The 15,205-nt window shown below is 44.5% G+C and carries 15 protein-coding genes and 1 tRNA gene; 1 reads left to right on the top strand and 15 read right to left on the bottom strand.

From position 1 onward, the window contains the following. Position 1 precedes the first annotated feature (1 nt). From WC734_05810 to WC734_05760, 11 genes are all read right to left on the bottom strand, one after another. Complete coding sequence (locus WC734_05810) at positions 2-688, bottom strand: GNAT family N-acyltransferase (GenBank protein ID MFA6198630.1); 687 nt, start codon at positions 686-688, stop codon at positions 2-4. Between the two features lie 57 nt (positions 689-745). Next, positions 746-1,417 (bottom strand): histidine kinase N-terminal 7TM domain-containing protein, encoded by a 672-nt coding sequence (locus tag WC734_05805; GenBank protein ID MFA6198629.1) that lies wholly within the window; start codon positions 1,415-1,417, stop codon positions 746-748. Continuing rightward, entirely contained in the window at positions 1,417-2,076 is a 660-nt protein-coding gene (locus WC734_05800; GenBank protein MFA6198628.1) for a histidine kinase N-terminal 7TM domain-containing protein, read from the bottom strand. Before WC734_05800 ends, WC734_05805 begins: the two co-directional genes overlap by 1 nt. A gap of 1 nt (position 2,077) precedes the next feature. Further along, a complete protein-coding gene (locus WC734_05795; GenBank protein MFA6198627.1) occupies positions 2,078-2,749 on the bottom strand; it encodes a histidine kinase N-terminal 7TM domain-containing protein in 672 nt (223 codons plus the stop codon). Between the two features lies 1 nt (position 2,750). Further along, positions 2,751-4,211, bottom strand: coding sequence for a histidine kinase N-terminal 7TM domain-containing protein (locus tag WC734_05790; protein ID MFA6198626.1), 1,461 nt, complete (start codon positions 4,209-4,211; stop codon positions 2,751-2,753). Positions 4,212-4,644: 433 nt separating this feature from the next. Further along, positions 4,645-5,211, bottom strand: coding sequence for a methyltransferase domain-containing protein (locus WC734_05785; GenBank protein MFA6198625.1), 567 nt, complete (start codon positions 5,209-5,211; stop codon positions 4,645-4,647). Positions 5,212-5,284: 73 nt separating this feature from the next. Next, positions 5,285-6,307, bottom strand: a complete 1,023-nt coding sequence (locus WC734_05780; protein MFA6198624.1) for a radical SAM protein — start codon at positions 6,305-6,307, stop codon at positions 5,285-5,287. A gap of 502 nt (positions 6,308-6,809) precedes the next feature. Then, positions 6,810-7,442: a hypothetical protein gene (locus tag WC734_05775; GenBank protein MFA6198623.1), complete on the bottom strand. Its 633-nt coding sequence runs from the start codon at positions 7,440-7,442 to the stop codon at positions 6,810-6,812. A gap of 21 nt (positions 7,443-7,463) precedes the next feature. Further along, positions 7,464-8,153, bottom strand: a complete 690-nt coding sequence (locus WC734_05770; protein ID MFA6198622.1) for a hypothetical protein — start codon at positions 8,151-8,153, stop codon at positions 7,464-7,466. 3 nt (positions 8,154-8,156) lie between these two features. After that, the gene (locus WC734_05765; protein ID MFA6198621.1) at positions 8,157-9,341 is read right to left on the bottom strand and encodes a hypothetical protein; all 1,185 of its coding nucleotides are present in this window, start codon (positions 9,339-9,341) and stop codon (positions 8,157-8,159) included. A gap of 93 nt (positions 9,342-9,434) precedes the next feature. Then, positions 9,435-10,103, bottom strand: coding sequence for a CHAP domain-containing protein (locus WC734_05760; protein ID MFA6198620.1), 669 nt, complete (start codon positions 10,101-10,103; stop codon positions 9,435-9,437). A gap of 581 nt (positions 10,104-10,684) precedes the next feature. Between WC734_05760 and WC734_05755 the strand changes: the two genes are divergently transcribed. Next, positions 10,685-10,757 (top strand) — tRNA-Thr (locus tag WC734_05755). Between the two features lie 550 nt (positions 10,758-11,307). On the opposite strand, the gene WC734_05750 is transcribed toward WC734_05755, so the two are convergent. From WC734_05750 to WC734_05735, 4 genes are all read right to left on the bottom strand, one after another. After that, positions 11,308-13,110 carry an alanine--tRNA ligase gene (locus WC734_05750; GenBank protein ID MFA6198619.1) on the bottom strand — a complete coding sequence of 601 codons (1,803 nt, stop codon included), beginning with the start codon at positions 13,108-13,110 and terminating at the stop codon, positions 11,308-11,310. A gap of 31 nt (positions 13,111-13,141) precedes the next feature. Beyond that, the gene (gene mnmA / locus WC734_05745; GenBank protein ID MFA6198618.1) at positions 13,142-14,230 is read right to left on the bottom strand and encodes a tRNA 2-thiouridine(34) synthase MnmA; all 1,089 of its coding nucleotides are present in this window, start codon (positions 14,228-14,230) and stop codon (positions 13,142-13,144) included. A 41-nt stretch (positions 14,231-14,271) separates the two neighbouring features. Continuing rightward, positions 14,272-14,673 carry a hypothetical protein gene (locus WC734_05740; protein ID MFA6198617.1) on the bottom strand — a complete coding sequence of 134 codons (402 nt, stop codon included), beginning with the start codon at positions 14,671-14,673 and terminating at the stop codon, positions 14,272-14,274. A 104-nt stretch (positions 14,674-14,777) separates the two neighbouring features. Continuing rightward, positions 14,778-15,200 (bottom strand): EamA family transporter, encoded by a 423-nt coding sequence (locus tag WC734_05735; GenBank protein MFA6198616.1) that lies wholly within the window; start codon positions 15,198-15,200, stop codon positions 14,778-14,780. Positions 15,201-15,205 lie beyond the last annotated feature (5 nt).

Raw genomic sequence — 15,205 nt, 5'->3', positions numbered from 1 at the left:
TTTAGCTAATTGTGTAATGGTTTTCCTTATTATTATACTGCATTATACCACTAGTCAGATATTCAAATAATACATTATTAACGGATCTTAGGTTTTCTAACATATCCCCGATTTCCATAATATACGGCGTGGTCAATCCCTGATACGCAGCCGATGGCCCAATCCTTCTAAGTGGGAACCCCATTTTGGTAAGAACTTTATACAACCTTTCGTCAAGTACACAATATACATAATTTAGATTATTAAATTTTGTGTATGCAAAAATACCCTTCATTAACGCCAATAGTAAAAACTTTTTTCTATACCTACTAGCGACAATTAGTCTTGAAATTTCTACTATTTTATTTCTTTCCGGTTCAGAAACATTGAACTCTGAATTAAAATGTTTCTCAAGTGGAAACCGTAAACTTGAATCATGTATTAATCGAACCGTGGCGGCAATATTATCTCTTTGATCCCTTAGTATAAAATGTGTTGAATTATCATCATATTCATCGTGTTCTCTCTTATCGGGATGTAACTCTTTACTAATATATTCACATTCTACACAGTACACCTGGTATCTTAGTTGATATATCTCGTCTAACTCCTTTGTATCAGTGGTTGTATAAAAACTAAACCTATGAGAAAAGGTTCTAATGAATATCACAAACTCTATATAACTCAACAACTTTTTTATAATCTGCATTCTGACTTCATGGTATATTATAATTTCAACCCGCTATAATTCGTATTTGCGATCTTTCTACTTTTTAAATAACACATAACTCGTAAACCCCAACCAAATCACCGAGCTTTCCGCACCAAAATATTCCATCCAGGGCATTCGCGTAACATGTAGAGCTGGTAGAACCATATCTAACAAAATATTAATCAAGAATGGTATCAATATGCTAATAAAAATATACTTAAGTTGCCACCTGTGTATGCCATCCGAATGTATATACTTCTTTAATAATGAATAAAAGCCCACGATAAAATAACATGCAAATATTATGAGATATACATAAAACCCATTTCCAAACTCACCCCTAGCCGTAACGCCAACATTCTGTATACCACTAATAATAAAACGGGTGAAAAAAATAAAGTGAATAAACACAACCACAGGCAAAAGCAGTATGGCGGCTTTCTTCCTGGAGATCACAAATGTACGATATGGGAATACCCAAACAAAATACAGCTGGCTAGCACCTATTAATAAACCCGTGAAATAGGCCGACCGATACCAGGCAATATCATCCGCTACTATTGTTAGCGCCAGTTTCGCGTTGATCGCCACCCAAATCAATATACATAACACTAGCAGTGAAAACGCAATATTGACTGGATTCTTTCTATCCCGATAGTAAACATATCTACCGAGCAATGCTTCAAGTATGATAACCCCCAATAAGATGTATCCGTGTATCTGCATTATGCCACGTCTTTTTTAAATAATATATATGCCGTGAAACCAAAATATATTATTGAAAACATGGGCCCCACCCAACCAAACGTCCAAATATCGAAAACCCACGGCAGTATTAGATTAGTAATAATTCCGGCAACTAACGAAAATATCATTGCCCAGAAAATCATTTTAAGCTGCCAACGATGCAAGCCGTCCGCGATTCGATATTTTTTGATGAAGAATGTCGCTCCAATAATCCAGTAAATTATAAAATACACGTTAAAGACATGGTAAATCGGACCAAACACTGCACTTTTTCCATCGCCGGTAATATGATCAATAAACAGTGGTGTAAAAATGAGAAGCAAAGATAGAAGTATGCCCGGAAGTGTAATGAAGGTATGTATGATTCTACTTAGTCTGAGTTGTTGGAACGGGAAGTAGATTGAAAAATATAACAATCCAGCAGCAATCAATATTGCACCAATGTAAGTAAGTTTTAGAAGAAATGTAGAAACAGCAACATAATCCGTTGCATTGCTAAAAACCCAAACACTTGCTCCAAATGTAAACACAGCAAACGATCTATTAATCGCATTCCCTGGATTCCGCAATAATACATACAAGCTCAAAACGAGCAGTAACGCTGACTCAACAATTAAAATGTAGTTCTGGATGGCCATATTATTTCTTAAACACTATATATGTCGTCACACTTAACCATATCACAGTAGCCTCGGTACCGATAAAGTAGCTCTGGGTACCACCGAACAGGGGCATTACGGCATTGAAAAATATCCCAATTACTCCCGATCCAACAAATCCAATCAATAATATCAACAAATTATTCTTATGCGTGCCTTCGGCGAGTCGATATTTTGAAATGATTTTATATATTGCCCAGACATATAGTGCAATTAAAACCGCAACATACAACCAGAATAGATCACCGAAAGTTTCCCGATTTATCTGGTCGCTTATAACTACACTTTTAGTTAAATGTTCTGTGAAGAAGTTAAGGGCTAAGAAGATGGCGGCTATTGCGGTTAAAAAATATTTATACGCTCTTGAAAATCGCATCAAAAAATACGGATAGGCGTATGCAAAATATACAAACACGACCATTATCATTATCGCGGCGTAGTTAGCCATTCTTGACCAAAATACTCCCGTCGCTTCATCCTTAAGCAACCCAAACAATCCTGTTGACATTACCCAAATACCCACGAAGAAAATAAACGCACTATAAGAATATACCACAGCGCCCCTTGACCTCGTTGAGAGTAAATAAAACATCAACAAAAACTCCAATCCCGCGAGAATTAATAGAATTATACTGTGAGTTTCTGCGGTCATATTACGTCGTTATCCCAATCCGTTCTAAGGCTTCTTTATATAATATCGCTCCGTCGAGCGCGTAGGTTGCCTCACGACCCACGGCCTGCAATAGATCAATTTCCTCTTTAGTATATGATTCCATATTTACTTTTTCTCCCAGAAGTGCAAGCCCAAGTAGGTTATTCTTTGTTCCAAACGGTATGGCCATTTCGGAGTGCGCCTCTTCCAACTCTTTTTGACAACGCTCAAGTAATGGCTGATTGACAATTGGTAATTCCTGAACCAGGTATGGTATCTCATCGCGTACGATAATATTTTGAGAATCTTTGAACCACTGCGGAAGAGATGCTTCTGGTGGCATTGTCTGGCCACCGCCAACCCGATCGAATACTCGCGCTCGCTTGTTAACGATAAAGTACTTTATCTCCTTTACGGCCACCACTTTTTCTATTTCCGCGGTCAGGCTGCTAAATAGTTTATCTAATTCCACCGAACCGGATATTTTCTCTCGGACTTCCTGGATAATGGCTTTTGTGCTCGGTGTCTTGGAAAAGAAAATTGAATTAACCAATATTAATAACCACTTACGAACCGGAACAAATGTCAGCGCAATTACAAAGACAGAGATAAAATTGGCAATTACTGTAGTCCAATGATATGTATCCACTAGAACATTGTTTGCGAATATTATAAGATGGCCGTAAACAATCAGCTGGATAGCCATTACAATCGCCTGAACCGCGCCTTTACGCAAAATTATCTTGATATTCATGAATCGATAACGCAGAATTGCATATGATACAAGCACTGTAAATATTGTGGCGCCGACCACGCCTAAATAGTAGTTATTTTTATCACCAAATGATGGCAATACCAGATTAAAAAGTAGCGAAAACATCGTTGTCGATGCCACGCCGAGGAATATTAGTCTTAGCTGAATTTTAATTATTCTTGATTTAGTCGAATTGTAGAGTAAAATGAGCCTACGTAATCCTATAATTGCAAATACAATTAAGTACCCGGCATACCAAATGTATAATGGCCCAACATTGGTCGTATAACCTCTATTCGCGACATATTCTATGCTTTTAACATTGAACCCGAATGGCAACAAAGCAGTTATAACAACCGACGGGAGAAACAGCAACGCAACCACCTTTTTCGATAAACCGCTCTGTATTTTTAGAAAAGAATAAGAAAAGAGTAAAAACAAAGTTGGGGAGAAAGCAGGCCCAAAGAAAGTTAACTTTGTCCAAAGCGTCGCGGTATCTATATCACCCGTAATATCGGCTATAAAATTAGTTAATGTCCAAATGGATAACGATAATGTAAGCAAGCCGAAATAAACAAACGACTTTCGTCTTTTACTTTTTCCCAACACAAGTATCCCCACTACTAAAAGAACAATAAAACAAACAAAAGAAAGAAGTTCAGTAATCTGAACCTGCAAATTTGTATATATAGCAGGATTCAATTGCATAAATAAACAAAAACAAGGCCGTTTAGCCCTATTGAGTCATTATTCCCCCACACCAAACTGTTTTTTATTGGCGCTGTGGGGCTAATATTTTCTAAGTTCTGACATTCTACTCTACTTTCTTCCTCTGCGATGCTTTGGTGTGGGGATAAATTTCGAGCGTTAACCGCACTCCCGAATGTGGCTGATTCAGGTGCCGCGATTGCGGGTCGTAACCCGATGGGTGTTTTGAGGTTGTGTTTCACTGGATTGGCTTATGGTGTTGAGTGACCGGATAAGCGTGTTTTGTCGAGCAAGCCCCTCCCCATGACAGGTTGGATGTACTTTTTCAACCCGGCGCTAATGTCTGCGCCGAAAAAAGACACCTCCCTGCTATTGGTGTCTTTATTCTACAATGATTGTGGCGGGGTGTCAAATATCACCCGAGATACCGCTATTACTTTTTATGAGCTACCATTTTAACAATTCCGTGTTTATGTGGCAGCTCCATACCAGGATGCCCCCGATCATCGATTATCCCCTCTTCGTAATGCAGAATTTCCCAACCGTCAAAATATATACGCAACTCACCATCTTTGAAATAACACCTTTCTTTAAACTTTTCGTATGACGGATCGTAAACAGTAAAACATGAAATGAGTAAGTATCCGCCGATGATTAGGTTGTCTTTCATCCGCTCAATAAGCTCGATCGCTTTTGCCTTCTCGATAAACTGTAGTACGTTGTTGGCGTTAATTACCGAGTATTTATTTTTCTTTAATTCAAAATCCTCCGCCCGCATGCTATAAAGTTCGATCGCCAACTCGTTAAAGCTTGGCATTTGTCTGATACGCTCAACCTTTTCTGGTGATTTTTCCACTGCCACAACTTGAAAACCATGCCGGGCCATAAATAATGCGTCGCGGCCAAAACCAGCACCCAAGTCTAAATACCACGTTTTTGGAACTAATTTTTGCCAAAATGAATTTAATAACGGATTACATGATTCAGTTGGATTATTCATATTTGTTGGATAGTTACTTAATTATATAAAAGACGGCGTTTTCGCACAATTTGCATAAACGCCGTCGTTGTACCTAAGCACATCGCCAACACTGAGGATCCTTGGAAAAGAAGTCGCCTGTCATTCCAGCCGAAACAGCATGGCAACCGCGGCAGTAGCCCAGTAACACGCAATCGGCACAGCCTTCCATTTTACCGAATTGACGGTATTTCGCGCAGGCATCACCGAGGAATAGCTCCCGAAACGACTTTTCGTAGATACTCCCCAAGAGGCTTTCGAAGCGTCGGCAAGCGTAAACCTGACCATTGGCGAGAAGAGTGATGTGCCGAACTGCACAGTTGCAACCCTCATACACTACACCCGGTGTTCCGGTCGGCTGAAACAATCCTTTTTCGTAGAGCAGCGCCGTGAACAGATGATCCTTGAGAGAGAAGTTGGTCGGTCCTTCAGCCAGCTCCTGGTACACCGCCCACATTCTCTCTAAGAACTTCCGGTATTCTTGGGGCGGTATGTTCTGGTCTTGGTCGCCGTGAGTTGGGCAATACCGAGCAAAGGCGTAATTACCGACACCGTGCTGGACGCATGTTCTAACCACGTCTTCCATTTCTCGGTAGTTGGCCATCGAAACAGTGGACATAATCATGCTGCGAATACCCGATTCATTGATCAGCTTGATAGCCTCCAGTGTCGCTCGGAATGAACCCTTCTTACGAAAGTAGTCGTGCATCTGCTCCATTCCATCTAGAGAAAGTTGGAAGCTGGTTACTCCCAGCCCCTTCATACGCAACAACTTATCCAGGGTCAGGTGGTAGGGGTTGCCCAAAACTACAGAAGGTATGCCTTGGGTATGAAGATTCTCCATAACCTCCCAGAAATGTGGGTATAGCATTGGGTCACCGCCAGTAACTGTAACAACCGGGTTGCACTCGATAGAACGGCAGAAGCTGATGAAATCGTCAGCGATTCTGTAACACTGTTCCAATTCTGGCTCCAGCTCAACACCGACAAGATTCTGTTTCCTCCAGATATAGCAATGGCGGCATCGCTGATCGCATCTGTTCGTCAGATGCCACTGTAAACCAAATGCGCCTCTCATCTCGATTACTCCTTTGGCGTAAGACCATATGTCAAGGTTCTTAGAAAAAACTAGGGGTAGCCGCATCTACCCCGCTCGTTCTTCGTGCTTTGGGGACTAATCCCCGTTGCAGCCACCGCACTCGGTGTTGCAGTCGCCGCCGCAGTTGCACGAACCGAGGTTGTTGCCGTGATTGGACGTGATCTTCGCGGGATCCAGAAGTCCCGACTTGGCCAGAACGCGCTGCGCGCTTCGGTGAACGTCGTATGGGACATTCTGGGTCCAGAAATTCGTCTGGCCCAGACCATCTTTCATAAAACACCTCGAGATTGAAGGTTTCGTGAACGCCAGAATTTAAACATCTAAAGCGGTAGACGTTTTCATAATGGCGCTATTACATAAAAAGAGCCGAGTTCGCTCCCGTGTAATTCAACACGGGGGAAAGCCCGTCTCTTTCTTGATATCAGCATACGCTAAATCAACGACATGTCAATGCCACTTATCCCCCGCCGTCGCGACGGCGCTACTTGTATAGTTTCTTTAACGTCGCCTTTTTCCAAGTCAGTCCGTATGTTTTCCGAAATGCCACTTTGAATACATCCCGATCCATCTTTTCTCCCATTAAGCTAATCAGCGTCGCAATCTTCTTCTGACCATATTTTTCTATCAATCGTTTAACCCAAAACGTACCGACTTTGTAAACTAGACTGGAATACGCTTTATATGGAATCAACACCTCGAACGCCTCATCAATGGTTGGTTTACTCTTAGGCTGTTTCGCCAGCCAACAGGCCAGTCCCTCATTCAACCAACGTGGCACGTTATATCCCCCGATATTGCGAATGTAAATATGAGCGTATTCGTGTACGAGCGTTTTCCAAAAATCTGACTTCTGATTGTGGCTTGATTCCACCGTGTATTTCTCAGGACTGAGTATATAGATTACACCCGGACTTATCCAACCAACCGACCAAGCCGCCGACTTACGACCGGTTATTTGATCAATCTGGCGTCGTGATGTCGGCATGATAATAATCGGCATGTTCAGGCGTTTGCCAAAGAACCGATTGTATCTTTTTTGTGTGGCCCGCATGACTGTCTGTAGTTTTGGAATATTTCGGACCCGGCCAACTTCGAGACAGGTGACTTTTTCCATTGGTCAATTGAATATTATTTATTATTCCACCTGAATAGAATTTATTATTTCATCAACCGTACCCTGAAAATGATCCATCAGCCAAGTGTCTGAACTAATGTCCAATTTCAAAACTTTGTTTGTAAGTGGAATATACAGTTCCTTTCTAGTAGCCGATGTGCCGGTATTATTAATTGGATCCTGGATGCGCGTTTCATTAAACTCGGCATATTTCACTTGTCTTTCGTTGATGGTTATCGTATCCTCTCTAGCTAATTGACCGCTAGCCGGAAGAAAAAACTCATTGCGATGCTCGGTGTACCACTCATCAAATAGAGTAGAGTTATTGTAATATTTTACGAATATATCTATGCTCATACCTAAGTAATCTTCCGTTGAAATAATTTCAAAGCTGGTATTATAGCTTGGACTATGAATAATCGTGGTTGGTTCGTCCTCTAGTCTTAATAGGTCTGGGTTTTCATCCCAGGGGTAGCCGGGTTGCGATAGCTCCCAATCTTTGGGCACTCTAAATGAATATGATAACCCTTCTTGTGAAAAAGATGTAGTCTGCCAATCGGCAGTCGACACATTGCTAATAATGTTTGTATTTGTTGCTGGGTTATTACTATTACTGGTTGTGTTTGTATTATTGTTTACCTTGGAACAACCGGCAGTGAACACTATTACAGTTAGTGCTCCAATCAACCTAATAAGTTGGTGATGTTTCATTGCTTATAACAATCTTAAGGAATCGACAATTGTATCCATGTGAGTGTGATACAAATTATAGTCCGAGATGATCGGATAAAGTATTGACAATTGCAACACATTATCAGCGCTGGTTCGCAATAAGTAGTATTCAGATTTATAAAATGATTCGGATGCGCTTTGGCCATCAATCACCACATGCACCGCGGGAATATTTTGAATCACAATGTCATTTATTGTGTGCGGAATATCGGCCGTTGTAATATCGGGTAGAAGACCAGCAATGGCGGTTAGGCTTTCGGACCGAGTGTATGTGTATTGGTAAGCTTGAAATGATGTAGAGGTAGCACCAACTGGTTCGGCAGGTAATAGCTCCACGCCATTCATTGGCCCGGCGTTCGGTATTGCGTTCAATTGATTATCAATATTGTTTTGTAACCAGCCCATCGGGTAGGCCAATGAAAACTCATTTGGAAGTGAATATGAGTTTGTGTTTGGACTAATCTCTATATCTGAAATCTGCACCGAGTTGAGAATACGATTGATGGTTGGTTCGTATTGTCGATAGAATTCCTCGGTAGCTGTTAAAAACAGTAGTTTGTATATTATTCGTTCCCGTTCGATAATATACGTTTTACCATACATACGAACACTTGTGACCGGATTCTGCGTGCTGTCTTCAAGAAATTCCCACCCTTTAACGTTACCAATAATAAAGTTGGGTTCTGGTGATAACGATATATCCTCTAGTTTCTTTCCAAAATGTAAAGTGAGTTGCTTTAGATCCCGCGCCGGATCAAATTCGGGCGCTTTTTGAAGATATGAGATGTCAAAAGACAAGCGGTTGTCGCTGGTTGAAAAAGGTTGTTTATATAATTCTGGATCGTGCGTAGTGAATGACTCGACTTTTGCTTCCCTCATACCATAATATGTATAGAACTCGGGTCTAAAATCTTCCGAAGTAACAAACGAAGTAGGAGAACAGTCTTTTGGACAAGAACCGAGTCTATAGTACCATGATTCAGGAACCCGAAATGATACACCCCACTCGGGTGATGCGTAGTTCTTCCAAGTTGTAAGATTTTGGCTATTTATACTTACACCCGCTTCTGTTGGGTTATTATGCTTCACAAGCGAAGAGTATAATATGAATGCTCCCGAAATAAATGCCACCACGACTACTATCAATAGATATATGTACTTTTTCATATATTACAGAATCGTTATTTATCAATTATATTATAGATTAAAAAATAGATAGGGGGAAGCAAGATTGGTTTTCTTGCCTCCCCATTACCGACACTAGAGACAGCGATTGATCACGTAGAACTTGAGATCGCCGCCACTCCAGTAACCCGATGTCACGGAAATCACGTGCTTGGCGATTCGCTCGCTGCCGATCACATTGGAATCAATCACCTCAAACCTTCCATCGTGGAAGTTCGTAACGACAACCGCCGTGTGGTGTGGGCCGCCAGTCCACTGCATGACTTCTCCGGGCTGAGCGCTGTAGATACCGTCGTTTCTGTTTCGGTACGGAAACCAGGGACGATAATCGTAGACGTTGTTGCCCGGGAGAGTAACGGCACCACCGGATGCTCGCCGGAGAAGCTCCTGAACAAACCACTTGCACTGTCCACCCATTCCGTTTCCACGACCGCAGTAGTTCCAATCACCCGGGACGTGACAGTTGTGGCTTCCCTCGAGATACCACGCCCAATTATTGGGGGTGAGGCGATCATTCTGATCCCAGATCTGCTGGTCGACAGAGTACAACGCCTCCACCACGATCTTGTTGTTGCGACCAGCCTGACCCAGCCCAAGCCACCAGCCACAGTCCGCCTGTGGCAAAGGCGTAATCAAGCTATCCATCGGACTGATGTTCGTCACCACCTCGGTCGGACTCTCGGTGTTGCTGCACCCCGCCACCAGCGCGATCAGTACCAGTGGCAGGACCATCCAGAGTTTCATTGAGATTCTCATGGCTTTTTCAAAGCCTCCCTTTCTGGGAAATGAGTATCGGGTGTACCGCTCATTCGCATGGGTGTGAACGAGCGACGTGAACAGAGTTCGGTTGACTAACATCACCTCCTTCTTAGAAACGGGTTTTTGGCAACACAAAACACGGGGTTCGATCAGGTCGGATAACCTGGCCAAGAACGATCCCGTCAGACGTTCTGTTGTCTACCCTTGGATTTGTAAAAAGAACGGGCTAAGTACCGAAGCCCGTCTTCTTCGTTATTGGTAGTATACATCTTTCCGAATTATAAGTGAAGCCAGTTATGCACAAGCAAGTATCGATAGTAGGTAATATTTTCTAATTCAACAAATGGCTAGATTATCGTGCATTGTGGATAACCCGCTTGACGATTCTGAAGCATTGCGGTAAAAGATATCTTGTGTGCTAGGAGGCCGTAGTGGAGCAGTTGGTAGCACATTGGGTCGAAGCGGCCAAAGAGCGACTGAACTTCTTCAGTCGCGTGCCGATGAGACGGGCTGGCCGATGTCGCAAGACCAGGCCAGCACCGGTCAGTATGTGTGACCTCTCAGTCGCGCCAATAGCTCAGCTGGCAGAGCACTTGACTAGTAATCTAGGGATCGCGGGTTCGAACCCCGCTTGGCGCACATTACGCACAGTTTGTGCGGCTATAATTCAATGCAGATCCTTGGGCGGTCAACCCAAGAGGTTACCGGCTCTAACCCGGTCAGCCGCGACAATCGTAGGCTCTTCGTTATCAAAACGCGGAGCCTTTTATCTTTTCACTCACTTTTAAATTCATCTTTTTGCGAAAAGATGGCTCATGTTGAAGATATTTTCAATCGAGATATTTTTCGAGATGCTGAATTCCACCTCTTTGCCTATCCTACGCCCAAAAATAAATCCAGATCGCAGTAGCAATATTAGGTGACGAGATGTGGCAGACGGTTTAATTCCCAAACCGCTGATTATCTCACTTGTTTTATGACCCCTTTGTAACAATAGAAAAAGGATAAACAATCGGCGTTCGTTACCTAATGTTCGATAAACAAATGCCTGTCGACGAAACTGGGGATGCGTATGCATAAAAAACGGGGTTGCTCTCCCCGCGCTTAAATTCAAGATAGTCCCCGAACGCAAATATGTCAACTTTTCAATTCATCTTTTTGCGTAATGTTGTGTTTAGTAAACCCCCAATTACTCCACCGTTGCCTTTATTCGCCGAATCCCGGCCGAGCTAGCTTCTTCTTTTTGAATCTTAAACTGGCCAATGTCTTTGGTATTGGTAACGTGCGGTCCGCCGCAAAACTCTTTTGAATAATCGCCAATCAAATACACCGACACGGTCTCACCGTATTTTTCGCCAAACAATCCGGTCGCGCCCATAGCCCGCGCTTCGGCTAAGCTGATAATGCGCTTTTCAACCGGAATCGCGGCTTGGATTTTTTCATTCACGATCTGCTCGACTTGTTTCAGTTCTTCGGGCGTGACTTTCTGTGGATGAGTAAAATCAAACCGGAGCCGTTCATCGGTAATGTTGCTGCCTTTCTGCTGCACATGGTCACCCAGCACATCATTCAGTGCCTGATGCAACAAGTGCGTGGCAGTGTGCATGCGCACGACCCGATCGCTGTGATCAGCCAGACCGCCGGCGAATTTCTGCTCGGCCCCTTTACGTGATAAATCTTTGTGGGCTGATTCGGCCTGCTGCCATTCGGCTTCGTTGATGGGAATACCTTTGAGCTCTTCCAAAATTAATTCCTTCGGAAAACCATATGTCTGATACAGGTCGAATGCAACCTGACCCGAGAACTGATCTTTAACCATATCAACATTAATAATATCCTGCATTATAATATCCAATAGTCCGATGGATTCTAATTCTTTTTTGAATATTTTCAAACCCTTGCCCAGCGTCTTGGCGAACTTCTCCACTTCCGTGTCCAAAACTTGAATGATATGGTCCGGATCGGTGAATAGCTCCGGATAAGCGTCATTGTACATATTCATAATTTCTTGCTGCAGCTCGTCCAGCGTGCCGGGTTGGAGCCTGATCGCCTGAGCCAGTCGCACCGACTTGCGAATCAAGCGGCGTAGAACATAGCCCCGTTCCTTGTTGGACGGGACCACGCCATCGGCAATCAGAAACACGGCCGCTTTGACGTGATCAACGATTACGCGGATCGAAGATTCGTCGGCGTCAACGCTGTTCTGCCGGACAATATTCATAAACTGCACCAAGAGTTCGGTTTGGTATACCGAGTCCTGACCGTTGACCACCGCCAGAGTGCGCTCTACGCCCATGCCGGTATCGACGTTAGTCTGTTTCAACGGCTCAAACTTGCCATCGGCGGTTTTGTGGTATTGCATAAACACATTATTCCAGATCTCGACAAATCGGCCGCAGCCGCAATTAGGCTCACAGGCGTTGCCTTTGCCTTTGGAGCAATCTTTTCCGGTATCAAAAAACATCTCGGTATCGGGACCGCACGGACCGGTCTGTCCGGCCGGACCCCACCAATTATCCTCTTTGCCATAATAATATATTCGTTCCTCGGGCATTCCCAAAGATTGCCAGACCTGGGCTGACTCGTCATCGCGCGGCGCGTCTTCATCCCCCGCGAAAACAGTCACCAATATTCTATCCGCATTTAAGCCCAGCCAGGTTGAGTTGGTTAGAAATTCCCAGCTCCATTCGATCGCTTCTTTTTTGAAATAATCGCCCAGCGACCAATTGCCCAGCATTTCAAAAAACGTCAGGTGCGTATCGTCGCCCACATCATCGATATCACCGGTACGAATACATCGCTGAACGCTGACCAGCCGCTTACCGGCTGGATGGATCTCGCCCATCAAAAACGGCACCAGCGGATGCATGCCGGCAGTGGTAAACAAAACCGTCGGGTCATTGGCCGGCACCAGCGGTGCCGACGGTATTACCATGTGACCTTTTGACTTAAAAAACTCTAGGTATTTATGGCGTAGTTCTTGGGCGTTCATGGGTGGATTTTACCGTATTTTCGAGGAATAATCAACGTGACTCGCCTACCGGACCGATGATTCCACCGCCGACCAGCTTGTCTCCCCGATATAACACCGCCGCCTGGCCGGGCGTAACGGCGCGTTGCGATTTGTTTAAATGAATTTCGAATGCCCCTCCAACACGCCTTAAAGTGCCATTTATCGGCCGGGTGTGATAACGGGTTTGAACCGAACATTTATACGGTAACTTAGACGCGGTGCCCGCAATGAAGCTTGGTTTTAACAATTGAAATGATTTCGCATTCAGCTGCTTTAGGTGTAAACGATCAACCACGATCAAGCGGTTTCGTTTGGCGTCTTTCGTCAATACATAATACGGCATACCGCCGCCAATCCCCAAGCCATCGCGCTGGCCAATAGTGTACAGCGGTAAACCATGGTGCTGGCCGATTACGGTTCCGTCGGTTGTCACCACATCACCGGTTTTCAGCTTTAAATATTTACCGACAAATTCGGCGTACTTGTTTTTGGGAACAAAACATAAATCCTGGCTGTCGGGACGATCGGCTGACTTTAAATTTAACTTGGCCGCGATCGCTCGGACGCGCGACTTGGTCATGGCTCCCAATGGAAACAAAGTTCGCCGCAGCTGGGTTTGCGACAGAGCACTCAGCATATACGACTGATCTTTTGAAGCATCAAGGCCGCGCCACATTTCAACACCTTTTGGTGTGCGTTTTAATCGAGCGTAATGTCCCGTGGCTAGAAAATCCGCCCCTTGGCTTTGGGCCACTTTCCAAAGATGATCAAATCGAATAATTTTGTTGCACACTATGCACGGATTCGGTGTCACACCGGCAGCCAATTGCTGTAAAAAATATTCCACCACAATCTTCCGGAACGGTACGTGATTATTCAACACCCGGAATGGAATGTTTAACCGATCGGCTACTTGCCGTGCCACCGTGCTGGCCTCCAGCGAACAACAACGATTGTCAGAACCGGGATCAATTGTCCGATCAAACCAGCTGCGCAGAAATATCGCTGACACATCGAAGCCTTGTTGCTGAAGCACCGCCGCGGCCACGGCTGAATCAACTCCGCCCGATAATGCTACAACTACTTTTGTCTTCTTCATATAATTTCTACTATCTGAATAAAGGAAAGGGGTGTGAACCTCTAGTAAACACCCCGATAAAAGGTCGCGAACCAGTGACCGTAACAGACGATGGCGCCCACCAGAACGAAGGTTGCCATTGCCACGAGCCCGGTGAAAGCTAGTGGCAGTAGAATGTTGCCAGACCGATCGACTTCACCGTTTGATTTCACGCAACGGAGGCGATTGCCACCGAACAACAACCGATATGTGGGTATCGCCAGCAGCATGGCGATCGCCGCTGCGGTGCAGCTTATTCGGAGCGTATTCCACCCCTGTCCGACTTGGATAGTGCCATAGACCGCTAACGGCAGCAACAACACGATGAGCAACATCGCAGGATTTGGCTTACCGTCGTATTCGTAGATCGCCAAATACTCCCTAGCCACCTCCACCTCCTGTTTGGAAGCCCCACGCCGTGCCAATTTCCAATCGGCTGGCCGACTAAAACCGCTGATCTATGGGTCAATATAGACCGGCCGTATGTTAACACATTCATTATATTTCGACAAGTAATCGCTGATTATAATTAACGCCAAGAGATCAGTACCGCGCCCACAACCACCAGTACAGCTCCCAAACCCGACTTCCAGGTTAGTTGTTCTCCCAGTGCCAGTACGGCAATAATTAACACGAACACGACGCTAAGACGATCCAACGCCGCTACCCCGGAAGCCGGCCCCATGCGCAGCGCAACAAAATAACACAGCCACGATATAGCTCCCGCCAATCCGGCCAAAACAATATACAGCGCATCTTTGCGATGTACCGTACCCAGATGAGCGAATTTACCTAACGCCAGGGAAAACCCAATCAACAAAACTGCCATTACCACTGAACGTAATGTCGTGGCCAGTGTTGTATCAACCTTTGACAATCCGATCTTGCCGAAGATGGCGACCAGCGCCGCCGCTACGGCAGACCCCAGTGCGAATAAGATCCAGACGGGCATGCTGA

The organism is Patescibacteria group bacterium (genome assembly GCA_041661625.1).
GTDB lineage: Bacteria > Patescibacteriota > Patescibacteriia > JAHIZJ01 > JAHIZJ01 > JBAZUB01.
Note: the sequence above shows the minus strand (reverse complement) of the source record. Positions and strands in the feature narration are given on the sequence as shown.

Bases quoted from the DNA above. Each gene is read 5' to 3' on its own strand.
- WC734_05800 (MFA6198628.1), bottom strand. From the start codon at position 2,076: ATGGCCATCCAGAACTACATTTTAATTGTTGAGTCAGCGTTACTGCTC.
- WC734_05805 (MFA6198629.1), bottom strand. From the start codon at position 1,417: ATGCAGATACACGGATACATCTTATTGGGGGTTATCATACTTGAAGCA.
- WC734_05775 (MFA6198623.1), bottom strand. From the start codon at position 7,442: ATGGAAAAAGTCACCTGTCTCGAAGTTGGCCGGGTCCGAAATATTCCA.
- WC734_05735 (MFA6198616.1), bottom strand. From the start codon at position 15,200: ATGCCCGTCTGGATCTTATTCGCACTGGGGTCTGCCGTAGCGGCGGCG.
- WC734_05780 (MFA6198624.1), bottom strand. From the start codon at position 6,307: ATGAGAGGCGCATTTGGTTTACAGTGGCATCTGACGAACAGATGCGAT.
- WC734_05750 (MFA6198619.1), bottom strand. From the start codon at position 13,110: ATGAACGCCCAAGAACTACGCCATAAATACCTAGAGTTTTTTAAGTCA.
- WC734_05785 (MFA6198625.1), bottom strand. From the start codon at position 5,211: ATGAATAATCCAACTGAATCATGTAATCCGTTATTAAATTCATTTTGG.
- WC734_05810 (MFA6198630.1), bottom strand. From the start codon at position 688: ATGCAGATTATAAAAAAGTTGTTGAGTTATATAGAGTTTGTGATATTC.
- WC734_05770 (MFA6198622.1), bottom strand. From the start codon at position 8,153: ATGAAACATCACCAACTTATTAGGTTGATTGGAGCACTAACTGTAATA.
- WC734_05760 (MFA6198620.1), bottom strand. From the start codon at position 10,103: ATGAAACTCTGGATGGTCCTGCCACTGGTACTGATCGCGCTGGTGGCG.
- mnmA (MFA6198618.1), bottom strand. From the start codon at position 14,230: ATGAAGAAGACAAAAGTAGTTGTAGCATTATCGGGCGGAGTTGATTCA.
- WC734_05795 (MFA6198627.1), bottom strand. From the start codon at position 2,749: ATGACCGCAGAAACTCACAGTATAATTCTATTAATTCTCGCGGGATTG.
- WC734_05765 (MFA6198621.1), bottom strand. From the start codon at position 9,341: ATGAAAAAGTACATATATCTATTGATAGTAGTCGTGGTGGCATTTATT.
- WC734_05790 (MFA6198626.1), bottom strand. From the start codon at position 4,211: ATGCAATTGAATCCTGCTATATATACAAATTTGCAGGTTCAGATTACT.